At 47.5% G+C, this 24,458-nt stretch carries 18 protein-coding genes; 1 reads left to right on the top strand and 17 read right to left on the bottom strand.

The features are described 5' to 3' along the window. Positions 1 to 19: 19 nt before the first annotated feature. The 17 genes from gcvPB to MKX35_RS25460 form a co-directional block, all read right to left on the bottom strand. A complete protein-coding gene (gcvPB, locus tag MKX35_RS25540) occupies positions 20 to 1,579 on the bottom strand; it encodes an aminomethyl-transferring glycine dehydrogenase subunit GcvPB (RefSeq protein WP_076300304.1) in 1,560 nt (519 codons plus the stop codon). Between the two features lie 26 nt (positions 1,580 to 1,605). After that, positions 1,606 to 3,006, bottom strand: coding sequence for an aminomethyl-transferring glycine dehydrogenase subunit GcvPA (gene gcvPA / locus MKX35_RS25535; protein WP_076300303.1), 1,401 nt, complete (start codon positions 3,004 to 3,006; stop codon positions 1,606 to 1,608). Between the two features lie 54 nt (positions 3,007 to 3,060). Continuing rightward, complete coding sequence (locus tag MKX35_RS25530; RefSeq protein ID WP_076300302.1) at positions 3,061 to 3,843, bottom strand: SDR family NAD(P)-dependent oxidoreductase; 783 nt, start codon at positions 3,841 to 3,843, stop codon at positions 3,061 to 3,063. 14 nt (positions 3,844 to 3,857) lie between these two features. Next, positions 3,858 to 7,013 (bottom strand): glycoside hydrolase family 2 TIM barrel-domain containing protein, encoded by a 3,156-nt coding sequence (locus tag MKX35_RS25525; protein WP_076300301.1) that lies wholly within the window; start codon positions 7,011 to 7,013, stop codon positions 3,858 to 3,860. Between the two features lie 74 nt (positions 7,014 to 7,087). Continuing rightward, positions 7,088 to 7,900 carry a carbohydrate ABC transporter permease gene (locus tag MKX35_RS25520; RefSeq protein WP_076286144.1) on the bottom strand — a complete coding sequence of 271 codons (813 nt, stop codon included), beginning with the start codon at positions 7,898 to 7,900 and terminating at the stop codon, positions 7,088 to 7,090. Beyond that, on the bottom strand, positions 7,897 to 8,850 hold the full coding sequence (locus tag MKX35_RS25515) for a carbohydrate ABC transporter permease (protein ID WP_076300324.1): 954 nt from the start codon (positions 8,848 to 8,850) through the stop codon (positions 7,897 to 7,899). Before MKX35_RS25515 ends, MKX35_RS25520 begins: the two co-directional genes overlap by 4 nt. Before the next feature lie 62 nt (positions 8,851 to 8,912). Next, the gene (locus MKX35_RS25510) at positions 8,913 to 10,136 is read right to left on the bottom strand and encodes an ABC transporter substrate-binding protein (RefSeq protein ID WP_179085840.1); all 1,224 of its coding nucleotides are present in this window, start codon (positions 10,134 to 10,136) and stop codon (positions 8,913 to 8,915) included. A 157-nt stretch (positions 10,137 to 10,293) separates the two neighbouring features. Beyond that, positions 10,294 to 11,514 (bottom strand): response regulator transcription factor, encoded by a 1,221-nt coding sequence (locus MKX35_RS25505; RefSeq protein WP_076300300.1) that lies wholly within the window; start codon positions 11,512 to 11,514, stop codon positions 10,294 to 10,296. Then, positions 11,492 to 13,240, bottom strand: coding sequence for a sensor histidine kinase (locus MKX35_RS25500; protein ID WP_076300299.1), 1,749 nt, complete (start codon positions 13,238 to 13,240; stop codon positions 11,492 to 11,494). The genes MKX35_RS25505 and MKX35_RS25500 overlap by 23 nt, the downstream gene beginning before the upstream one ends. Before the next feature lie 139 nt (positions 13,241 to 13,379). After that, a complete protein-coding gene (locus tag MKX35_RS25495) occupies positions 13,380 to 15,086 on the bottom strand; it encodes an amylo-alpha-1,6-glucosidase (RefSeq protein ID WP_076300298.1) in 1,707 nt (568 codons plus the stop codon). Positions 15,087 to 15,365: 279 nt separating this feature from the next. Beyond that, the gene (locus MKX35_RS25490; RefSeq protein ID WP_076300297.1) at positions 15,366 to 17,063 is read right to left on the bottom strand and encodes a hypothetical protein; all 1,698 of its coding nucleotides are present in this window, start codon (positions 17,061 to 17,063) and stop codon (positions 15,366 to 15,368) included. A 61-nt stretch (positions 17,064 to 17,124) separates the two neighbouring features. Then, positions 17,125 to 17,970, bottom strand: a complete 846-nt coding sequence (locus tag MKX35_RS25485; RefSeq protein ID WP_256716368.1) for a TolB family protein — start codon at positions 17,968 to 17,970, stop codon at positions 17,125 to 17,127. A 143-nt stretch (positions 17,971 to 18,113) separates the two neighbouring features. Beyond that, positions 18,114 to 19,694 carry a hydantoinase/oxoprolinase N-terminal domain-containing protein gene (locus MKX35_RS25480; RefSeq protein WP_076296206.1) on the bottom strand — a complete coding sequence of 527 codons (1,581 nt, stop codon included), beginning with the start codon at positions 19,692 to 19,694 and terminating at the stop codon, positions 18,114 to 18,116. Further along, positions 19,694 to 20,806, bottom strand: a complete 1,113-nt coding sequence (locus MKX35_RS25475; protein WP_076300296.1) for a DUF917 domain-containing protein — start codon at positions 20,804 to 20,806, stop codon at positions 19,694 to 19,696. Before MKX35_RS25475 ends, MKX35_RS25480 begins: the two co-directional genes overlap by 1 nt. A gap of 4 nt (positions 20,807 to 20,810) precedes the next feature. Beyond that, complete coding sequence (locus MKX35_RS25470; protein ID WP_076300295.1) at positions 20,811 to 22,121, bottom strand: cytosine permease; 1,311 nt, start codon at positions 22,119 to 22,121, stop codon at positions 20,811 to 20,813. A gap of 37 nt (positions 22,122 to 22,158) precedes the next feature. Then, the gene (locus tag MKX35_RS25465; protein WP_076300294.1) at positions 22,159 to 22,740 is read right to left on the bottom strand and encodes a TetR/AcrR family transcriptional regulator; all 582 of its coding nucleotides are present in this window, start codon (positions 22,738 to 22,740) and stop codon (positions 22,159 to 22,161) included. A 190-nt stretch (positions 22,741 to 22,930) separates the two neighbouring features. Continuing rightward, positions 22,931 to 23,380 carry a VOC family protein gene (locus tag MKX35_RS25460; RefSeq protein WP_076300293.1) on the bottom strand — a complete coding sequence of 150 codons (450 nt, stop codon included), beginning with the start codon at positions 23,378 to 23,380 and terminating at the stop codon, positions 22,931 to 22,933. 94 nt (positions 23,381 to 23,474) lie between these two features. Between MKX35_RS25460 and MKX35_RS25455 the strand changes: the two genes are divergently transcribed. After that, positions 23,475 to 24,413: a helix-turn-helix transcriptional regulator gene (locus MKX35_RS25455; protein WP_076300292.1), complete on the top strand. Its 939-nt coding sequence runs from the start codon at positions 23,475 to 23,477 to the stop codon at positions 24,411 to 24,413. Positions 24,414 to 24,458: the final 45 nt, after the last annotated feature.

The raw sequence follows: 24,458 nt of genomic DNA, 5'->3' as shown, positions 1-24,458 counted from the left end.
TAATTGTAGGGACCAAGCCCTATTCCGGCTGTGTCTTCTTTAGATAAGCCCGCCACGTAATACACCACTTTGCAGGATCATCAAGAGAAGATTCCACATTCCGGTGAACGGTGCTGTTGTGCGGAGCTAATTTGACGATATGCGGCTGCGTGTAAGCTTCATTCGAAATATGGGACAGCGCCTCGATATATTCATCAAGATCTTCCTTCGAATAAGATTCAGTCGGCTCCAGGGTGAACGGCTGCGGAACGATGTACGGATGATGGGAAGTCCAATAATGCAGGCCGAAATCACACATCCGGCGGGTGATGTCTTCTGTCGTTACCCCAGTCTCATCCGTAAGCTGCTTCCAACTGTACCTTACCTGTTCAAGACGTCGACCTTTGATGTAAGGAGCGCTGGCTCCGCGGATTTGCAGAATTTTGTGATACAGGTAGTTATTATTCAGTACAGCGATTTGGGCCACATTCTTAAGACCGTCTGGCCCCAGGCTCATAATCCAAGCGTAGGAACGAAGTACAGTCTGGGCCACGCCGTGGAAGCTGCGGACTTTGCCGATGCTATCACCGCTTTGCTCTACAAGGACATAACGACTACCGTCCCAGTCAACAAGCGGACCGGGCAGGAAACGCTTAAGGGAATCGGTTACCCCAAGAGCGCCTGTAGCCGGCCCTCCACACATGTGAGGTGCCGCAAAGGTCTTATGCAGGTTGAAGAAACACATGTCAAACCCGGCTTCCTTGGCCCGGGTGATACCCAGCAGCCCATTCGCGTTCGCCTGATCGTAGAAGCAGATTCCTCCTGCTTCATGAACCACGTCCGTGAACTCACGGATACGATGATTGTATATACCTGTGTCTTCCGGATTGGCCACGACGAAACCCGCCGTGCGTTCAGAAATGGCATTCTTCAGCTTCTCCAGATCCGGGAATCCGTCTTCGTCAGGATGCAGTGTAATAATCTTATATCCTTTAACAGCTGCGGTCGCCGCTTGGGACGGATGTGAAAAGATCGTCGTAATGATCTCATCCCGCTGGTCTCCCTCGCCACGTGAATCATGATATGCGCGTACAATGGAAGCCATGGCCAGCAAGGCCTGGGTGCCACTGCTTGGCTGGAACGAGAACGCATTCATCCCTGATATTTCACGCATCGCCTGGTCCAGCCTATAGTAGATTTCCAGAATTCCTTGAACGGATCCAGCATCCTGCAGAGGATGCAGTTCCATCAGATTTGGGGTACGTATAAGCATTTCATTGATACGGGGAATATATTTCATCGTACATGTCCCCTGTCCGATCTCTACATTAAGGTCGGAACCCAAAGTCTCTTGAGAGAGTCTTAAATAATGCCTAAGAACTTTGGCCTGACCGATCTCGGGCAGCGCCGGTGCTTCTTTTCGCCGCATCGCTGATGGAATTCGGGCGGAGCCTTGACCGACAACCTCGGCAATCCCAGCCTCGGTGCCCGGCGGGATCACTCCGCGCTCACCCGATCGGTGAAGCTCGAAGATCACCGGTTCATCCCATTTGGCCTGGTGAAAGCGGCGCACCTTATGATCTCTACGAATCCGTTTCATGGCTTTCCTCCTACTCTTCTGTACTATTAATTCTTGCAGACAATGTTCTCGATAGCTGAGGCAAGCCGGTCCAGATCTGCCTGCATATGAATTTCAGTTACGCAGTATAGAGCACATTGTCCCCACTGGGGATATGCGGAGGATAGATCTTTTCCTCCGAAAATCCCTACTTCCAAAAGACGCTTGTTAATCTCAGCAACAGATATTCCAGTCTCGTTGAAATCTAAGACAAATTCTTTGAAAAAGGCTGTATCTTTAAAGCGCAAAGAGACCCCAGAAATGGCACACAGCTTATTCGCCGCATATTGAGATTTCTTTATAATGGTCTCTCCTACTTCCTGCATCCCCACTGGTCCAAGCAGGGATAGATAGACTCCGGCGGTAATTCCCCACAGGGCAGTCTGTGTTCCCACCGACTCCTTCCCCTTCTCCCGTTGGGCAAAGGATGTACGCTCATAGGCTACATCACCGAAGCCATATTCACCTTCCACTTCAGTAGGAACAATACCGAACAAGCGGGACGGATATTCCATCACATAAGTCTCTTCATCCCGGGTAGCGATGAATCCGGCTTGACCCCCACCATAGTTCATATGCATGCCCAGCGGCTGCAAATCCCCACAGACAATATCAGCGCCATAACGGCTTGGAGGTTCCAGTACGCCAAGGGAGATTGGATCAACGCCCACAATAGAGATAGCATTTACCGCGTGCACAAGCTCAGATATTTCAGCACCCTGATCCTCAATAATTCCGAGATAACCTGGATTCTCGAAGTAGAACGCCGCCGTTCCTTCCTCAAGCTTGCCCTGCAGATCATCCAAATCTATTTTTCCTGTCACCGGATCAATTTCCACGTACCTAATCTCCATTACAGGTGTACAGTAATTGGTAATGATCTTGGCTTTATCCGGATCGACGGATCTGGATAGTAGCGCAATCCTGCGGCCTGTAATCCGGCCCGCCATTCGGATGGCCGTGGAGGCTGCCTGTGCCCAGTCGAAGGTAGGGACATTAACTACGTCCATATCGACGAGTTCGGCCATCAGGCTCTGATACTCGAACAAGGACTGAAATCGGCCGTGGTCTTCGTAAGGCTCTCCTGCATAAGCCGTCACGAACTCCGAGCGCTGATTAATTTCGTCGCATACAGCCGGAACGAAATGCTGCCAGCAGCCAGCCCCGAGAAAGTTGATATAATCGGCGCCATGCTTGTTCTTCGCAAGCAGAGCCTCGATATGTCGACGAAGCTCATATTCATTCATAGCTGGAGGAAGATTCATCTCCCGCTTAAGCTTCAGACTGTCTGGAATAGCATCATGCAGCTGGTCGACGGAGCTCAGGCCGATTTCCTTCAGCATTGCCTCACGGACTTCCGGTGCTGTATTCGGGATATAGGGATGGGCATAGGTTCTATGTTCAGACAAGGTTAACGCCTCCGTCCTTAAATGGTTGATTTAAAGTATTTATTTCTTTAACCGTTAGGCAATGCCGCCGCCATCCACAACGAGTACGCTTCCGGTGACCCAGGAAGACAGATCGCTAGCTAGGAACAATACCGCATTTGCGATATCACGTGGTGTACCCAATCGCTCCAATGGACGTCCCCCAGCAGAGGCTACGAGGAAGGTAGCTTCGTCCTGTTGAAGCTGCTTGGCTTCATCGCGTAAAAGCGGCGTATCCGTGTCGCCTGGAGACACGCAGTTCACGCGAATGTTCGCGGAACCGTGGTCAATAGCCATGGCTCGGGTGAGATTGACCACTCCAGCCTTGGCTGCACAGTAGGAAGCGGCACGGTCCCCGCCTTTAAGGCCCCAGCCGGAGCCGGTATTAATGATACTGCCACCGCCGCCGCGCTCCATCACCGGGATTAAATATTTGGAGAGTAGATAAACTCCCTTAAGTGATACATCCATTACCAGATCCCAGTCGGCTTCCTCAAGCTCGACAACGGTCTTACGGCGGATAATCCCCGCATTATTGAACAGAATATCGACCTTGCCGTACGCGTTCTCAATCTCTGAGGCAGCACGCTTACAGTCCTCCGAAGAGGAGACATCGCAGCGGTGGAAGCTTCCTTTCCTTCCCCGCTCTTTCATCTCATGAACAGCCTGCTCCCCTTGCCTTACATTGATGTCCAGCACAACCACATGTGCTCCGAAATCCGCAAGCAGTCCGGCCGTAGCAAGGCCAATACCTGAAGCACCTCCGGTAACAACAGCTATCTTTCCGCTTAAATTGAGTACATCCTGTGTGTGGAGCATTCTGACCCCTCCTCTCATTGATGCGATTGTGGTAACCCGTACAGCATTTGTCTAGCAAGCCACTCTGGCGTGGTATCTTCTGATAAAAACGGAATGAGCAGAATACGGAATGTAAAAGCTTCCGATGTTACCTTATGATCCGGCATCTGGGCAGGTCCACAACTGTTGCTGCCCAGCCCATTCTGCCGGTAATCCAGATTCAGTGTGACAAAGTCACGCGGAACAAGCTCGCTTGCATGTTGTGCCTCTTCAAGATCCTTATCCGTATAACGGCGCGCGCTGAATTCAAGTGTCGGAATACCCGCAGCAAGTAGACCAAGTCCGGATGCGTCTGTGACGGATATCCATCTGACATCCATCCGGTTCCCATTCTCCTGCGGATATATATATGGAGTGAATAGTCCATCAATTGAAGCTGTGTACACTCCAACACGGCCTGCCTCTTTGCTGTCCGAATAATTCTCACCAGGCCCCCGGCCATACCATTTCACCCGATCCATGTCGCCCGGAATCTCCATCTGGAGTCCAATCTTAGGCAGCATTTCTGGCGGCTTGCCCTCCGGTGTGCCCTGCACATCCATAGTGATTTGCCCTATACTGTTTACGGTATAGGTGATTACACACCGGAAACCCCAATCAAAAACTGGCGGAGCAATCCTTGAACTCACAGTGATGCGGATGTTCCCTTCATCAAGCCAGGCCCAGCTAACCTCATCAACACGTTCTGTTAGCCGGTCCAGGTGTGCTTTGCGCCAGTCCGGTAGCACATACATGTCATTGTCGATCGGTGCACGCCAGAAATTCAGCCGCGGTCCGGCTTTCATTAGTTCCTTGCCATTCAGACGAAGCGAATCGATTCGCCCGCTCCGCGTGTCAAAGATCATCCGGAAGTCCTCATTTGTGAGAATGATCTGTCCAGCAGCTTCTGTGCAGTGAAGATTCCGCCTGATCTGCTGACTTCTCATCCCGATAGCAGCATTGGAATGGTCATCTGAATGCCCTGTATGATTATCGCCAACACGATTTCCCAACTCATCCTGCATTAGAAACTGAGCCCAAGCCACTTCATGCCCCTGCTCCGCCCAAAGACAGTCAGCGGCGATCGAAAAGCTGATGTTCAGCCACTGTTCCGCACCCTCACTGCGAAGGAGAGCATCAAGACTGTGGTCATAAGGAATCTCCACTTCTGCCTGTCCGCCCGCTTCAATCTCTGGCAGTGCAAGAACCCCGCTTTGAACGGTACGTCCATCCATGGTAATGCTCCAATCAGCATATAGGTGATCCAGTGTCAGGAAATCATAGCGGTTAATCACATTAACCTTGTTCCTGCTTATATACTCGACGCGAACCGGCTCGATAATTTTCTTATATTCAAGCAGGCCCGGTGATGGCGTTCGGTCCGGCCGGACTAGACCATCTATGACGAAGTTGCTGTTATTGGGCACATCCCCGAAGTCCCCGCCATAAGCATAATCAGCCTTCCCATCCGCCGTCTTCCAGCTCAGCCCGTGGTCAATCCATTCCCACACAAAGCCGCCCTGCAGTCTATCGTACTTGTCAAAAGTATCAAAATAAGGTCTTAATCCACCGGGGCCGTTGCCCATGGCATGCGCGAATTCACACAGAATATGCGGCTTTGGATGATCAGTTAACTGACCGAATCCTTCCATCTTCTCAACGGAGGAGTACATCGTGCTTACCACATCACAGACCTCAGCTTCGCGATCTTCTTCGTAATGAATAAGCCGTGTTGGGTCAGCTTCTCTGCACCACTGCGCCATCGCACGGAAATTGCAGCCGAAGCCGGACTCATTCCCAAGCGACCAGAAGATCACGGAAGGATGATTCTTGTCGCGCTCAACCATTCGCTGAACGCGCTCCACGTAGGCTTCCTGCCAGGCAGGATCATCGCTGAGTCTGGAAATATTGCCTAGCAGTTCGAATCCGTGTGTCTCCAGATCGGTCTCTTCCATAACATATAAGCCGTACTCATCACACAGATCATAGAACCGGGGATCATTCGGGTAGTGCGCGGTTCTTACAGCGTTAATATTGTGCTGCTTCATCATCTTGATGTCCTGTAGCATGGTGGAGACGGTGACTGTGCGACCTGTATCCGGGTGATGATCGTGACGGTTGACTCCTTTGAGTTGAATCGCCTTTCCATTCACCAAGAATTGTCCGCCGCGCACCTCAACTGTGCGGAATCCAACCCGCTGTGCCGTCATCTCTACCGTATCTCCACTTTCATCCAACAAAGTGATCTTCAGATGGTACAAATTGGGGGATTCCGCACTCCACAGTTCCGGCTGTCCTACCGGCATTATAAGCTGCACATTCTTTCCTGCAGTAACCCGATCCTCAGCCCATGCAACAGATTCACCACTTCGTTTAAGCAGTTCAAGCCGCAGACTGCCCTGTTCAGCAGCTTCCCCTTGTATGTTCACATGAACAGACAAGATCCCATCACGGCTTGATTCATCCAGTTCCGTTATAATCCGATAATCGGCAATGCGGAGCGAAGACGGCTCGGAGAGCAGATACACATCTCTAAAAATTCCGCTCATCCACCACATATCCTGATCTTCCAGATAACTGCCGTCCGACCATTGGTACACTCTAACGGCTAAGGTATTGTGGCCCGGTTTCACATAAGGAGTGAGATCGAATTCTGAGGTTAGGCGGCTGCCCTGACTGTATCCGACCGGTTTGCCGTTTACCCAGATATGAAACGCGCTATCCACCCCGTCGAACTTAATGGCGACATTCCGTCCGTTCCAGGATTCAGGCAGCATGAACTCTCTAACATAACTGCCTGTCGGATTCTCGTCAGGCACATGCGGGGGGTCTGCTGGAAACGGATAATATAGGTCCGTATAATGTGGAGTTCCGTATCCCTGTAGCTGCCAGTGCCCTGGTACCTGAATCTCATCCCAGCCGGAAGTATCATACGCCTCCTCGTAGAAATAATCCGGAGCCCACTTTGGCCCCTTTGCATAATTGAACTTCCATATGCCATTCAAGGATTTGAACCAGGGGGAGCTTCCCCTATTGTAAGTTAGTGCCCCTGACCAGTCAGAATAGGGGATGAAGTAGGCCCGGCTTTTGGCCCGCCCTCGCTGAAGGATGCCAAGATCATCCCAATCCCTCCCGATAGTTTGCTGTGACATGGTTCATTTCTCCTCTCTTTTCTCTACTCTGCGCTGTGTGCTGTTATTAGATTTTCCGAACCCGCTGCGGCGAATTAACCTTTAATGCCCGTAGTCGCAATGCCGCCAACGATGTAGCGTTGAGCGAAAAAGAAGATTGCCAGCGGCGGAATCGAGATCAGAACTGTAATCGCCATAATGGACTGCATATCCACACCGTACATCCCTTTGAACTGTGAGAGCCCTAGGGTCAATGTGTATTTCGTCTGGTCGTTAAGGAAAATGAGCGGACCCAGATAATCATTCCAACATCCCATAACCTGGAACACAGCGACCAGGATCAGCGAAGGCCCCATCAGCGGGACAATAATCCGTGTTAATACGGTCAGCTTATTGGCTCCGTCGATTGTAGCTGCTTCGTCTAGCTCCCGCGGGATGGTGAGAATGAACTGCCGCAGCAGGAAAATGAAATAGGCGGACCCGAAGAAAGACGGTACAATAAGAGCTTTGAGCGTATTAATCCATCCCAGAACGTTGAACAGCATATACTGCGGGATCATAGTGACTTCCCAGGGAATCATCATGGTTGCCAACACAACCAGGAACAGAAAATCCCTGCCCTTGAACTGAAATCTGGCGAATCCATAGGCTACGAGCGTGCATGAAATCAGTTGACCAAACGTCGATAGGATGGTAATAATCAGTGTGTTTTTCAGAAACATATTGAAAGGTTGAATGTTCCACGCCTCTGCAAAATTGCTGAACTTCCATACAGAAGGAATCCATTTAGGTGGAAAAAGATACAGCTCGGACTGTGACTTGAGCGCAGTCGTAACCGCCCAGAACAGCGGGGCTATGAACAACAGTGAAAAAAAGAGCAGCAGGACGTATACGAGTATTTTCTTCACAAAGAACGTCTCCTTCCTTGAGCCTTCAGTTTCTCCTGAGGATTCTTCTTCATTTCACCTTCGTAGAACACCCAGGCTTCCGAGGATTTGAACACAAGAAAGGTCAAGCTGAGCACGATCAGGAACATGAACCAGGCGTTAGCTGCCGAATATCCCATTTTGAAATACTTAAACGCATTCTCATACATGTACATGGCATAAAAATAGGTTGCTTTCATTGGACCGCCTCCGGTCAGCAATAAAGCCAGGGTCAGCTGCTGGAAGGCTGCAATGATGGATGTAATTAAGTTGAATAAAATCGTCGGAGTGATCATCGGAATCGTCACACTGAAGAATTGTCTGAGCTTACCTGCCCCATCAATGGAAGCGGATTCATAAAGATCTCTCGGAATCCCTTTGAGGCCAGCCAGAAAGATCAGCATCATCGATCCTTGTCCCCAGAGACTTGCGACCACCATCGCTACTAATGACCATTGCTTATCATTGAGCCAATCAGGGCCCTGAATACCGATCAGGGACAGAAAGTAATTCAGAATCCCGTAATCACCGCTGTACACCCAAGACCAGATCATAGCCAGAGCGACACCGGATATAACGGAGGGAATATAAAAGGCGGTTCGGAATATAGCACTGCCCCGTGTCTTCTGATTCAAGAGAATCGCAAGCCCAAGCGCCACAATGATGTTCAATGGAACGAACAGAGCTGCAAATTTGAGGGTGACCCCGAGTGAGGTCCAGAATAACGGGTCATCCGTAAACATTTCCGCATAATTGCCAAACCCGATAAAGTGTACTTCGCCGACAATCGGCCAATCAAAAAAAGAGATGATAAGGGAAAATAACAATGGCCCCAAGGTGAACACGAGGAATCCGAAGATCCAAGGAAAAATGAAGAGGTAGGGAACAGCCCTACCCCAACTACGTTTTCGTGTAGGCTTGAGCTGGGCCATAGGCTCCCCTGCTTGATGCAGAAAGGTCTGAGCCATCTCTTAACCTTCTTTCTGTAAATGTGTTATTTCAAATAACGTTGACTATCTTTAACAGCCTGATTCAACACTTCCTGGGCATTGCTGCCGTGCATAACCGCTTCCACCGCAGCAGAGAGCTGACGGTTCACTTCATTCCATTTCGGATTGAGCAGGAACGCAGGTGTATTGCTGGAACGTTCCAGCATTGTGTAATACGGTTTATAGAGCGGGTCCTGATCTTTCTTCAGCTCGTTTACGACACTGACCCTTACAGGCAGATCTGCCACACGCATCTTGATCGAATCATTAGACACATAGAATTTCACGAATTCCCAGGCCAGATCTTTCTGCTTCGAATCCTTGGCGATGGACAAAGCGGACTCCGCGAGCACGCCTTTGACCGGTTTGCCCGGGAACGCAGGGATTTCGACCGTACCTACATTTATGCCTGCCGTCTTGAACGATTCCAGCGGCCAGATACCGCTCTCCCACATAGCGATTTTACCTGCTTTAAAAATGTCATCTCCGCTCTGCTGGCCTTTGCCTCCGGTCAGCACAGCCGAGCCGTTCTTAACCATGTCGCCGAGCATCTGGATAGACTCAGCTGTCTCTTTGCTGTTCATAAATCCTTCAATCGTTTTGCCGTCATCAGAGATGAACGAGCTTCCGTTGCTCCATACGAAGCTCTGAAGGTCATACGTATCGTTCTCTGCGCGAACCCCGAACCCGTACTGCTTCTTCGACTTATCGCTGAGCTTGGCCGCGATGTCCTGGAACTCCGTCCATGTCCATCCATCCTTCGGATAAGGGATCTTGGCATCATCGAACAACTTCTTGTTGTAATAGACCACACGTGTGGTGAACCCTGCCGGAATGCCATATAGCTTGCCGTCAATTTTGCCATAGTTGAACAATCCCGGATAGAAATCCTCGATGTTCAATTCTTTATCTTTGCTCGAATAGCTGTCCAGTGGTTCCAGGGATTGATGATAGGTCGGGAAATCCCACATATACATCACATCTGGCGGATTGGTTGCCCCGAATCCGGCGGCAAGCTTCTGGTCAAAACCGTCTGCATAAGCCTCTACCTGAACCTTCGTGCCCGGATGGGCTGCTTCGAATTTCTTGGCGATGTCTTGCTCAATCTTGAGCGCGTCTCCGGTATCCCATGTTGCAAAACGAAGCGTCTTCGTCTCCCCTGAGCCTGCAGCACCTGTGGATGATGAAGGCTCACTGTTCCCCCCGCAAGCTGTGACCATAGTTGCCATTAACGTAGTGGCAAGTACAATAAGAGAAATTTTCTTTTTCACTGTGGCAGCCTCCCCTTTGAATGAGGTAATAATAATTGAACCGCTTTCATCTTAACTTTTATGAAAGCGGTTCAAAACCGATATCTATTCGAATGTTTGCGTACTTTTGTTCGATTTACAGATCGGGGTGTCCATCTGTTCGAATCACGGCGTCTTTTTGTTGTATGCGGTAATAACTAGGCGTCTGACCCGTGCACCGCTTGAACCATTTGCTGAAATATTTACTGTCGCCCAGCCCTGTCCGCTCCGCAATATCCTGCATCGTCAACTGCGTATCCCGCAGCAATACCTTGGCAAGCTTAAGCTTCCTTTTATATTGAAAAGCCACAAAGCTGTCGCCAACCGTCTTCTTAAATAAGATCGAGAAATGGCTTCGGCTAAGTCCCACCTGGCTCGCCAAATCGCTAACCGACCAATCCGCTCCAGGGTTCTCATGCAGAAGCTTCACGGCCTTCCAGATCGGTTCAGGCCAGTCCTGAGACGAAATACCATGCAGCTTCTCGACTTCCGCTTCCTTGTGAAGCGCCATGAAGGCCTTGCTTAAATCTTCAGCGTTGCCCAGCGGTCCTCTCTTAGCCCATTTCAGCTTCTCGATTTGGCTTTTCATCTGAACGAGCAGACTGTCCGCAATTTCCTGCTCGTCACCAGGTACAATCCAGTAGCAAAGGTCCTCACCGTAAGGGATGATAACAGGTGCACTGTGGGGCATCCGGCTATTCTCATCCTCATTAAGCTTGACGAGATCCAGGTAAGTACAATCGCATCCACAGGTCTTGATCAGATAAATGTACAAGGGTTCCCTATTCAGCGGCAGCTTCTCCCTAATGAGCTTATCTATTTCGTCAACAAATTTGCTGCTGTGTCCACTCTGCCAGGCAAACAAGAGAGAGCCTAGACGTTCTCCATAGATTTCGCTTGTTTCAGCATCCGCTACGGGAGCAGACGATGTCAGCTCCCTCTGGAACTTCTCCAGCATTCCTTCCAGCTCTTCATCTTCAAAGGCCGTCTTAAGCAGATATCCTGAAGCCCCAAGCTTAATTCCCTGCTGAGCAAATTCGAAGTCACGGTGACAGCTCAGCAGAATAATCCGGGTGTCCTTATCGACCTCTTTAACTTTGCGTAACAGTTCAATCCCATTCATCTCCGGCATGACGATATCGGTAATCACTATTTGAGGCAGGTGAATCTGATAGGCCTCCCAGGCTTTAAGGCCGTTCGGCGCATCCGCCACCACTTCCATCCCATACTTATGCCAAGGAATTGTAGAGCGAAGTCCTTTTCGCACGATACTCTCATCATCTGCAATTAACACTTTAATGGTCTTGGTTGTCTCCATGCGGACTCTCCTCCTTCTTGGGCCACCGAATTACGATAGTAGTGCCTTCACCTTTCGTAGAATGCACCGTCAAGCCATACTGCTGTCCGAAATGAAGCTTGAACTTCTGATTCGCGTTCTGAACACCGAGTCCTCCGCGTCCCTGCGGTTTGCTTTCCGGCTTTGCACGCATAAGCGCCTTCAGCTTCTCTTCAGTGATCCCTGCACCGTCATCAGACAATGTTAACAACAGATGCTCGCCTTCCTCCAGTACACTTAACGAAATGTTTCCCTTCCCATCTTCAAATCCATGAAAAAAGATATTCTCGAAGAGCGGCTGAAGGGTCATACGGGGAATCAGATACGGCTTAAGCTCTTCTTCACAGGTCTGTTCATAACTGAATGCGGACCCGTAACGGATCTCTTGTATTTTCAGAAAATGCTCAATCATACGGAGTTCACGTCCTAGTGTGATCAACTCCTGAGAGATATCCAGATTACCTTCGAGCACCATCGTCAGATGATAGAGCATCTGGCGGATATCCTCTGCCCCTTGGAGCCTTGCTTTCCACTGGATAGAATTCAGCGTATTGAAGAGCAAATGTGGATTAATTTGGTAGTGGAATGCCTTAAGCTCGGCCTCCTTCTTCAGCCGCTCACTCTGCTCCACTTCCTGGACAAGGGATTGAATTCCCCCTACCATACGATTGAAACTGGTGTCCAGACTTCCGAGTTCATCCTTGCCTTCCACCAAGGTCCTCGTGTGTAGCTTGCCAAAGCTGACCTTCTGCATCGAGTCTTTCAGCCTGCGAATTCGAGCTGTGAATTTCGATGAGAATATATAAGCTAGCCCAAAGGCAAGCAGACAAGAAACAATGGCTACAAGTACTGTGTTGGAGCGGATCAGGTTCGAGGAAAAATAAAATGCTTTGGCCGGCAATCTTGCTTCAATCTTCCATCCGTTGGCTGCCAGTGTCCTATTCCACACCACGTCGCTACCGTCTGGAGTGAATGGAGAATCTGAATGGTAAACGGGTTGCCCTTCAGAATCAGTTATCGTCAAATGCGCTTTGGTATCTTCTTCAAACATATGGAACATATTTAGAAGAACCTGCGCATTCTCTTCAATTAAGATCGTGCTTCCATGCTGGTTTCCAGCCGGATTATTAATCCGTACAGCGAGCCCCAGTATAGGTTCTCCGGTATCCGAAGCTTCCATGCCATGATTCATAGGATAGAAGCCCAGCCAATAGGGCCCTTTGGATGAATAAGTAAGGGCCCGCCAGGCGGGGATATCATTAAGCTTACTGACATTCAGATTATTCTCTCCATAGTAATAACCAGAACGGGTAATCAGATAAATACCTCTTGTCAGATCCGTCTTAAGTGATTTAAGCAGCGCCTCGAAGTCATCTTTATCCATAATCTCCTGATACGTAGTTGGAACGTGATCACCTAGTCCCACCCGTGCAGGATCAAGGAGATACGAATAAATTGTTCCTGTCGTCTGATTCATCCGGTTCAAAGCGGAGCTGATCTGCTGATCAAGTTGTGCCACGGTGTTCTCCCCGTATTTCCCGAATTGAGAGTTGATGACTATAGCGGATTGATAATAGTTCAAGGCTCCTAGTGACAGTAGCGGAATAATCGCGACTATAAGAAAGCAAAAGAGCAGCTTAGTCCGGATGCTGAAATAAGAGCGAATAGAGAAGCGATGATATAACTTCTTAAAGAAATGACTCCACATGACTTCTCATCCCCGCCTTATATATTTCATTTTTATAGTTGAAGTGTAGCACGGACTGGCACGCTCGGGAATATCTCGGAAAATGGGAAAGCACTTCCCCTCACGCCGGTCTTGACCAGGAGGAAGTGCCCGTATGTTTTTAAGTTGTATACTCGTGCCCTAGGATTAAGAAGACACTTGAGGTCCAAGTAAACGCCCTGTCGCGAAGCCCTTGACCCGTCAGGGCATCGAAGTTCTCAGCCATGCCACTCTTGTTCAGCATATTGCAGAATCGGCGGGCTACCTCGCTTGCCAGTTCAACATCCCCCGCCGCGGCCACACCTTCCACGAGCAACATGGTTGATGGCGCCCAAATCGGGCCCCGCCAATAGCCATCCGGCGTGTAGTAAGGGCTCTTCACACTCTCTGTAGCCCAGCCGTTCGGCGTCAAGAAACGGCTCTCATCCCGCAGGCCATCCAGCAGTGCGCGCAAGATTGGCTCCGGCAGCCGCTTGCCAAGCAGAATGGGCACGAAGAGCAGCAGGCTGTCGCCGTCGGATGCTTCGTGAGTTCCAGAACGGCAAGCGGTGAACCTTCCATCCTTCCAGAAATGACGCAGCATTTTCTCCAGGGTCTCCTCGCCTAATCGTCTCCATGCGGTGCTTTCGTCGGTAAGCCCCAGAAGCCCGGCAATTTCGGCAAGCAGTTCAATCTGCAAGATTAAAAATGCTGCCAGATCCGGACTCTCCACCGGAATCCCGTTATTAAAGGCAGTACTGTTGTCCCAACCCGAATCGTTTCCATGATTGTACTGTGGTATACCGTCCTTGTCGTTATCCCGGTAATGGAACCACCAGTTCGTCCACTTGCTCAAGGGCCCATACACTTCACGAAGATGGGATTCCTTAATATAATCCGTCCGCTGCATCATCCAGGCCAGCGTCCAGCCATGAATAGGCGGTTTGTTGCAGTTCCAAAGCTCGTACTTGTCGTTAATAAAGTCCGGAATCAGGCCACTCTCATCCTGGCGATCGAAGAAAATCATAAACTGGTCCCAGGCCAGCTCCGGGTGATGTCTGACCAGAGCCATCGCATTGAAGCAGTGATCCCAGCTCCAAATATTCGTCATCCAGTTCTTCGACATATACATTGCTGGCCGGGTCAAACATCCTTCCGCGGGAACCAGACAGGACCAGGTAATATAAGCCGCCAGTTCACGGCCGTCTTGCCAGCGTTCGGGAACGGTCAAGCTGGCACCCAGCCACTGGTCATATTCCTGTTGCACCGCTAGTACCGCTTCCTCCCATGGTGTCCAGGCATCACGCCGTTCCCATACCGTGCGGAATTCTTCCACCGCGAACTCGGCAATTTCCGTACCCGCTTCAGGGATGAACTCCGCCACAATGCGGGAACTTTTGATTTTGTCCCAAGGTACCTCCATCCGGAGAGCCCCGGTTAACCGGGTGAGCATGAACCGGCATTCATGGGTGAAGCTGTTTACTTCCCAACTGCCTGCGCTATGTTCATAAGCATAATCGTAGGCTGAGGTACGGAAGGTTAGGCGGATGCCACATCCTCTGCTCTTGAAACGGACCGTACGGGCATCTGTGATACAGATCTCCGCATAGATATTGTCGGTATCCGTATTCAATCGAAGCAGTGCAGGCTCTGCCTTAGCCTCGTACGGAATATACTGATTACTCTCATCCAGCAGTTCAATTTGAAAAGCTTCACCAAATTTATCATCCCCACCACGCACGGTCCGTAAGTAAAGTCCCTCCGCCCTGACATCCGATTCAGGTAGTTCAGAAATAACCAGAAAGGTGCCTCTTCGGCTGAAGGGTACCGTGTTAAGATTAAAGTTCATATCGTTGGACTCCTTTCCAAAGGAAGTATGCGCTTTCAGTTTATCCAAGGCGTCAGAATTACGAAACAGACAGGTGTTAGCGATGGGGCGTCATATTGTTGGAGTGAGAAGTCTGAGGCGTACACGGGTGTCTTTTTGTTAGATGATCAGGGGTACAAATGTTAGCACCTCTTTGTAAACGAGCATATCGATAGGGAAACGGCATATGAGTTTGGCAGAAAAAAAGGTTATCCGTAATACCTCATGTAGGCATTAACGGGATAACCTTTTGCTGGTAATTTAATTTAATGGAATAGAATAAAACAGTCGGGATCCTTTGTTGTTGGTATACCATACAATTTTGTCGCCGCTAACAATAGGGCTGCTTTCTGATAGTACAAAGTTCTTAATCGTTTGGATACCGCCAGTGGTTGCACCCTCTCCATTTATAAGAACATATTTCAGGTCACCCGGATGATTCTCTTTATCAAACTCCTGCCACAGCACCATCATTTTGTCGTCTGTTATTTTCACCAATTTAGGAATGGAAGCGATCTGGTTCGTACCAACATATTTAGCCAAGGTGATGTGGTTCACTGCTGTGCTAGACAGGTTGGCTTTTGGTAGAACACTAAGAACGATATCTCTCTGATCCTTCTCCAGTCCCACCATCTCATAAGACGTATATTCTTTGACAAGCGAATGGTCAATCGTATTCATAGCGACAATATAGTTCGCCGAAGACATCTCAAATCCGCCTATAGAAACGCCTGTGGTGTTCGCTCCGATTTTGCCGGGAATATTAAACAGGTCTACCTCGTTATAGCTGGTTCCATTTCCTTTATTCAGCACAATCGAACGAGGATAGGCATCACCATGATCCACTAGAACATGCGTAGCACCATCAAACAATACATATTGATCAAAAGAGTGGCTGACATGATTCTTCTGGAATCTTCCCAGATCATTCGTCACGGTCATTGTTTGGGTATTCACGATAATGGTCAGCTGGGATTGATGATTTAGTTTATCTTCTGTCGTGTATCTTGTACGTGAAGTGTGGAATACAAGCGTATCACCAGCCTCGGCCATACTACCAGAGCCAGAATCAAAAGGGCTAACCGTATAACTCTCGCCACCCTTAATGGAGACACTATCTACTCTATTAAAGCTTTTATCATAACGGACAATACGAATCACTTCTTTGCTATCATTCTCTTCGCGATTCTCTTGTCCAAAAGCAATATAGTTATACTTCTCCCCACTATAGAAACCACCAAATATCGGAAGCTCAAAAGGGATACTCTTATTTCCAGTTAGTTCAAACTTCTCATTATATGATTCAATCGTAACTTCCTTATTCGCCTCAAGGACACTTACAGTCCCGTCATTATTATTCACGAGATAGGAAGTGGCCGTACTTTTCCATCTGGGAAAATAAGAAGATACAGCGTTACTTTCGGTTTTCACCGCCGTCTTTACCCGGTAAGCATGATCTGGAACTTTTGAGAACAAGGATATTCGATCAGACTGAACGTCATATTCGATATCAAATGGAATTTTCCCCGCCAAATCTCGCAACTGAACATAGTTATTCTCGTCAATATTGTACGCCGTAATCGACTGTAGCTGTCCGTTCACTAGCACTTTAGAGGTCGACAGCGTAGCTGAATAATTTCTATTGCGACTATAGTAGTTGCTGCTAGCTTTCTTTTCGGGAGTATAGGCTTGCCCGGTTATAATCTCTATCGCATTGTTTGCTTTATTCCAAGTGATATCAAATTGACTGGCTGTTCCCGAGAAATACTCCGCTACATCGCGCAGCCGGAAATAATTGTTGTTCGAGATATTGAATCCGTTCAGATCCCTTTGTTCTCCGTCAAAATATGTACTGCTCTCGGTTACCTTAGCCTTCACCGTACTGCTCGCAAAGGTTGTAGTGCCGAGCGCTGGTATAACCAGTAATACAATTAGCAAAACACTAAAAATCCTCTTCATCCAACTTTTCCCCCATTTATATATAAATAAAAACACTATAATTTTTATCGGTATTTTATTCCTATTCCTCCACCACATAACTTACAAACGCCAAGCGCTTACTATCCGGAGACCACGAATTCACGTTAATCGTACCTTGTCCTCCAAACAATTGTACTAGTGTGCGATAATCTCCTCCCGTGCTTGCCATCAATCGAATCTCAACATCCTTATTCGCAGGGTGATCGCCAGGATCTACATCTCCTTTACGGTAACTCAGGTAGGCAATCGTCTGACCATCTGGCGATACATGCGGGAACCAGTTATTGCTCTCATCAAAAGTCATCTGTGTTTGCTCAGCGCCATCGGCATTCATTCGCCATATCTGCATCAGCCCTGTACGCACCGAGTTGAACCATATATGTCCCCCATCTGGTGAATATTCAGGCCCATCATCCAGCCCAGGCGAATCCGTCAGTTGTATCTCTACTCCCCCGTCTACTGGAATGGTATAAATATCATACTGACCATTGCGCTCTGCACAGTAAGCTAACTCAGCACCGTTTGGAGACCAACCATGTAAATAACTTGGAGCATTCGGTGTAACTAGAACCGGTTCGCCACCCTCCATGGGAAGAATATATATACGAGATTTACCATCTTCTTTCGTATGGTGACTAATTGCAATCTTAGTGTTGTCAAAAGACAGAACATGATCGTTATTACATTCCGCAGCAAACCCCGAGTCAATTTGAACAAGCTCACAGGTTGCGATGTCGAACGAATAGAGACAACCTCGACTATTATAAATAAGACGCTTACCATCGCTAGTCCAATTGGGTGCCTCGATTAAATAATCAAATGAGCGGAGCGCAGTACGTTCCCCAGTATGTACATCTACGATTTCTAATGTGCTAATCACTTTCATTGTCCTCTCTCCCATCGTTAAAATATGTACATAACCCACTTCGACAGCTATTCTTAATCCCCTTTCTTTCTTGGTAATACAATTATAAAGACAAAAAGATCCGCCTCGAAGAGTTCACTCCTCAAGGCAGATCCATAATCATCTTATAAACGTCCAGCCGCTTTTACTTTTACCAGCAAGGCATTGCCCGGCAAGTATGCAATCGGAATATCCTCAGACAATACAATCTGAACGGTATCGCGATCTGCACCGGCTAGAACAGCTTGCTCTATTGCATGGCTGCGGGCATCTTCCTTAGCTTCATCATAAGACATTTCGTCCAGGGAATAAATCCGCTCTGTCTCCCCGCTCACCTCACCTAACGCAGCGCCAATCGCATTCGCAGCATCATAGTGATCCGGTCTTACAATCCGTGATACACCTTCAAGCTTGTCTGCCACAAGAATACTTCCGCCACCGACCAAAATGACGTCAACAGGATCTGAGCTTGTCTTCATCCGATCAATCGCTTCCTCGATATCCCGCGTAATGATCTCATCTGCTCTTTTGCAGATCGATTCATCAAGTGCCTCAGTCTGCGCATCTTTCCACTCGTATCGATTAAGCTTCACCGCCACATCGGTTGCTGTGAGCGTATCACCACCAAAGATGAGGCCGCGCTTCAATAGCTCGTACCCCACGCTGTCCGGACCCACTGTTACCTGATCCTGCGTTTCATCCAAGCGAACGATTGTACCGCCGCCGATCCCGATCGATAAGATATCCGGCATGCGGAAGTTCGTGCGAATCCCGCCAATCTCAACCGCAGCGGAGGATTGACGCGGGAAGCCTTGCATCAGGACGCCGATATCTGTCGTGGTGCCACCGATATCAACAACAAGTGCATCATTCAGACCTGACAAGTGTGCCGCGCCCCGAATGGAATTCGTCGGACCGCAAGCAATCGTCAGAATCGGGTAACGAAGCGCATATTCACTGTACATCAGTGTTCCATCGTTCTGACAGATGTATAGGCTCGCGTCAATTCCATAAGTGTGAAGCGCCTCTTCGAAGCCCTTTACGACTCCAGCAATGACGTTAAGTAATGCGCCGTTCAGCAACGACGCGTTCTCACGCTCGAGCAATCCAATACTTCCAATCTCATGAGATAACGTCACAGGCATATCTGCGCCAAGTACTTGCTTTGCTAGTTCTTCGACACGTTTCTCCTGCGAGGTATTCACTGGGGAGAACACACCACAGATCGCAACCGCTTCGACTTCACCCTTCATTTTCAAAAAGCAGTCTAGAATCTCTTCTTCATCCATTTCAACAATCGTGCGGCCATCATACTCATATCCACCATGAACAACATAAGCATGTGGGCAAACCGTTGCCTTAAGTGTATCGTCCCAATCCGCAAGTGGAGGAACCGCAGTTGTTGCCGGTGCCCCGATTCGAATCAAGCCGACTTTCCCCAAGTGCTTGCGCTCTACAATAGCATTCGTACAGTGCGTAGTTCCGAGCATTGCATAACGAATCTGCGCCGGATTCACACTACTCTCTGCTAACAAACGACGGATGGATTCAGTAATGCCTTCATTCACATCACGTGTGGTATGCACTTTTATCGTATGAATGGTGTTTAACTTGGAGTCGAGCAAGGCTGCATCTGTATTGGTCCCGCCGACATCAATCCCAATGCGGTATATTTCTTCCATGTTGTCTACATTCGTATGAGACATTACTCTGCTCCCCCTTTCTCTGCTGCCAATTGTTCAATTGGAACATAAGGTGCATCATAGCCAAAATATTGTGGACCTACCGTCTCGAGGCCCTTTGGTGAACGCCATTTCGGATCACAAGGGAAACCAACCACACTCACCCGGGCACCGTATTTCAAATTTTCAGTCGTGATTGGCATACCGGTATCCTGGTCAAGCACAGAGATCAGGTCAGGAGTAATAGCAATTGAATGTCCATCTTCTGTGGCAAGAAGGAACTCATTCTGGAAGAACAAAGTCATCGTACGTCCCTTTTTAGCATCTGTACCTTCGAAGATCGCTTCACCGCGTGTAAATCCGCCTTCTGTACGACGGCGAATGTCTACTGCCTTCCCCTGGAACAACGCATATCCATTCAGCTGCTTCAGCAGCATTTCAATTGGATTCTGCTTCAATTCCTTGGACTCGAACAATGTTTTTCCGATTTCATACGCAAGCGTCAAGGTATGTGGAATTGCACTTTGCTTTACCTGCGCTCCAGTTACCGGATAATCACAAATCGAAGCTGATCCGCCCATTTGAATCGTAACCGCACGCGCCATCCGCTCTTCCCAAACACCGTCGATTGCATGCATAAGCACACCGTTGCCGCGTTCATCTGCCATCGTAATCGGACTGCAGTCAATACCGTCCAAGTAGAATGTCACCATTTGCGATTCTGGAAAAGCCCGTCCCATGGCATCCGCATCTACGATAGGAATATTGCGTTCCGCAGCCGTAATTACGGGAACCAGAGAGTTACCGCCACCGACCTCAATCGGCATAATGGCGCTCACCTTGCGTCCAAGCTCTTTCTCAATCATATCCAAAGGCTTGATCATTTGCTGAATCGAAGGAATCTTCTCATTCATAACCGTAGGTGCGCCAATCATGGATATAGGAACAACCAATGCATCGTCCTCCAGATCCTCAGGACTTAATAAACGAACAGGACCATATTTGCGAATGGCTTCCATCGCCATCAATTTACCAATATGCGGGTCACCGCCCCCGCCTGTTCCAAGAACGGCTGCACCAACAGCAATGTATTGCACCGCTTGTTCATTTAATTCTGTTAGTTTGTGATTTCTCATGTTGTTATCCCTTCTTTGTCATGATTTTGCCGACAATCCACTGCACGATAAAGGCGAACATAAACGCATCTAATGCCGGTACGCTCGTGATTTGGAACCATCCAAATCCATCTGGCGCTGCGGTTGTCATAAAAGCGAACAACGTAGCTGCAACCCACACCGCTAAGGAGCGAATCACCCAGTTCTTATTGCGATCCAGACCTTCAAAAGTGAATTTCTTTCGATCTACAAGCAAAAATTCGGACGTGTATATCCCCCCGATTGGAGAGACAAACACCGTAATAATATTTAGGAAAGATAAAAACTTATCATAGATGCCAAATACGGCAAGCAACGTAGCAAAGATACCTGCCACAATAGTAATTAGCTTTTTCGGAACCTTTTGGAACACGACAGAGAACCCTAGCGAAGCAGAATATAAATTGTTCGTGTTTGTCGTCCATTGGGCAAGGGTTAAGACGATAATGGCTGGAAGCCCAAGTCCTAGCGCAATGAAAATATTCGTCAGATCATCTGTGTCCATAATTCGAGATAGGAAAATAGCTACAATCGTCATGAAGCTGTTACCCACAAAGAAGCCAATAAAGGCCGCGGTTATAGCATGCTTAGGTGTGCGCGCCCAACGAGCGATATCCGGTGAAAGCACCGTGCCGACAATAAAGATACCAATAACAAGCGAGATCGCTGTCCCCATCGGGATCGCTGCTCCGCTAATCGGTTCCCACACGGCTGAAGCTCCTTTGGTGTGGAACGCGGAATAAATAGCCACTCCGATAAACAAAATAAGCAATGGTACGGACCAGGTGCTTAGTCGTTCAATAGATTGATATCCCCAAATAGCTGTCGACATCATCAAAAGCCCACCTATGAATGAAAGCACCCCTAAGGACAGATGAATATCCCATAATTGACTAAAAGCAGTCTGCATATTCGAAGCGAAGAACCCGACCTGCACCCCAAACCAACCGAGTGAAAAAATACCGAGGATAACCGCTACGACACGTGCACCCATATTTCCGAATAGAAACCGAGAGATCATCGATGTCGATAACCCTGTTTTCGCCCCTACATACGCACATAACGCTCCGATCACCCCTAGGATTAACGAACCGATTATTGTTGCTGTGAGTGAATCCGTCAGATTCATTCCATTGCCAAGCTGAGCACCCAAGAACATCGCTGATAGGTCAATCCCGATGGCGATCCAGACGAGCGACATAGATAGCCATTTTTTACGCAAATGCGCTGGAACCGGCTCTCTCTCAAAATCCCCCGAGCTAAGCTCGTTCCCCTTTACTTCACTTACTTCTGCCATTCTCCCCATCCCCTTGTTGTTATCTTCTTCCGTAGCGCTATGAGGACGCACCCTTCCAATACATTTCAAACGCATGGTTCAGCTTACGCTCATAAATTCCCTTAGAAGTGTAATAGAAATACTGCATGCTTAATCCATCCATCAAGTTGAGAAAAGCATCTGCGAGAAGCTGAACGGATTGATCGCGAATTACTCCCTCTTCCATCCCTTTCGAGATGAATTGTTCAATGCTCTTCGTCAGCATCGCGTCGGACTCTAGAAATGCTTCCTCAATCGTTTCCTTTAAGAATGCCGGTGGGAAGACCACATACCTCAGTACAATTTTGCTTGCTTCAGGACTCTTCTGATAGAACTCATACTGTCTAGACAATATGCCTCGTAGACTTTCCTGCGCACTCAGTACTTTCTGCTCTTCCGATAGCTCTTGAATATAAGTGTTATAGGACTGCATAGCCTCACGAAAGACCGTCATAAACAAATCCTCTTTATTCTCAAAAAAGGCATAGATCGCCGGAGTCTTCACGCCAACTTCCTTCGCAATTTCAGAGAGAGCCGTACCCTCGTAACCCTTCTCTCCGAATAGTCGCATCGCTACTTCTTTCAACTTGTTTTTGGTCAAGACATTCCACATCCCTTACTTACTTAATTAACGTTAATTAAAAAACACTATACATCTTTATGCATAATAATTCAATGTTTTTCATAAAAAATAGCCATCAATACATACAAAAAAGCCGACCAACATCAGGATAATCCCTGAATTATGATCAGCTGAACGGTGAACTGGGTTTACTTTAGAAGCAAAGTTGTTAATGTAATCTTTCATCAAACATGAGTTGAATTTGAATACCAAAGGGATCTTCAATGATACCGTAGGCTTTACTAAACACATTACTAGATAAAGGAGCAATAATTTTCACGCGCTCATCCATGATTAAGCTACTATAGAAGTGTTCAATTTCCTCTAGGTCAGCACTTTGAATACATAATGAAGTGTTATTACCCACTGTATATTTCTCATTCGTATTCATTGTATCTTCTGCTATCATTATTTTTGTTTTTCCGATTAACAGGACAGAGTGAGTAATATAATCCTTATTTTCATCCGTAAGCTGTATGGAGCTGTCACGTTCTGCTAGTTGTTGATAGGTAACACGTAACAATTCCTCTGCATTAAAATGCTTTTTGTAAAATTCTATAGCTTCCTTGGCTCTTCCCTTCATTGATAAGAAAATAGCTACTTCTAGTGTTGTACTCATAGTGTAAATCTCCTTCGTATATTTGATATGTGATCTTAAACTTATTATCATATATAAAGGTATCAAAACATGACACCTTAATAAGGAGCTTTATATGAAGAAATCAGAACGATTAAATGACATGATGAGATACTTAAACGGGCGAGAGTTTTTTAATCTAAGTGACCTTATGGAGAAATACAATATTTCAAAAAGCACAGCGCTACGTGATATTAGTTCATTAGAACAATTAGGAATGCCTATTTATTCAGAGCATGGCAGACACGGACGTTATGGACTTTTAAAAAATAGATTGTTATCCCCTATTATTTTCACGATAGATGAAGTCTATGCACTGTACTTTGCTATGCTGACGCTAGAATCTTATCAATCTACACCTTTTCATTTAAGTGTTAACAAGCTAAACGAAAAGTTCGAGCACTGTCTATCGAGTACACAAATCATCCAGATTCATAAAATGAAAAAAGTTCTACAATTCGAAATGTATCAGCATAAGCATGTCAGTCGTTTTTTAGATAAAATCCTGGCAAGTATTCTAAATGAATGTGCCTGTAACATTGAATACACAAAAAATAACCAGACAAAAAGCTACCCTGTACAATTCTTCAGAATTTCCGCGAAGTTTGGTCAATGGTATGCTACTGGAATAGAGTTAAATACGAATACATATAGGGTGTTTAGATGTGATCGAATAACCTTCATTGAAGAAGAGGAACGCACAGCCCGCTATTCTATAGAAGAACTTCTTAGTCGTTCCTTAGAATTTTATCAATCCGAGAACAGCATTCACTTTGAAGTTGAGATTGCGGAGCAAGCTAAGGATATTTTTTATAAAGAGCATTATCCCTCTATGAAAATAGAAGCTGGCCCGAAAACAGTCATAAAGGGATTCTATAATCCAGGCGAAGAAGAATTTCTAGCTAATTATTTCATGCGTTATGGTCAGTATGTTAGAGCGGTGAAGCCTGAAGCCTTGAAACAAATGATTCAGGATAAAGTTGAGAATCTCTTAAATCACTATCAAAAACTATAAATTGGAAAAAGAAAAGAGGGGCCTACGCCCCTCTTTTTTGTATGA

The organism is Paenibacillus sp. FSL R5-0923 (genome assembly GCF_038009145.1).
Taxonomy (GTDB): Bacteria; Bacillota; Bacilli; order Paenibacillales; family Paenibacillaceae; genus Paenibacillus_AQ.
The sequence above is the reverse complement of the archived record's forward strand: the minus strand, read 5'-3'. Positions and strand labels throughout refer to the sequence as shown.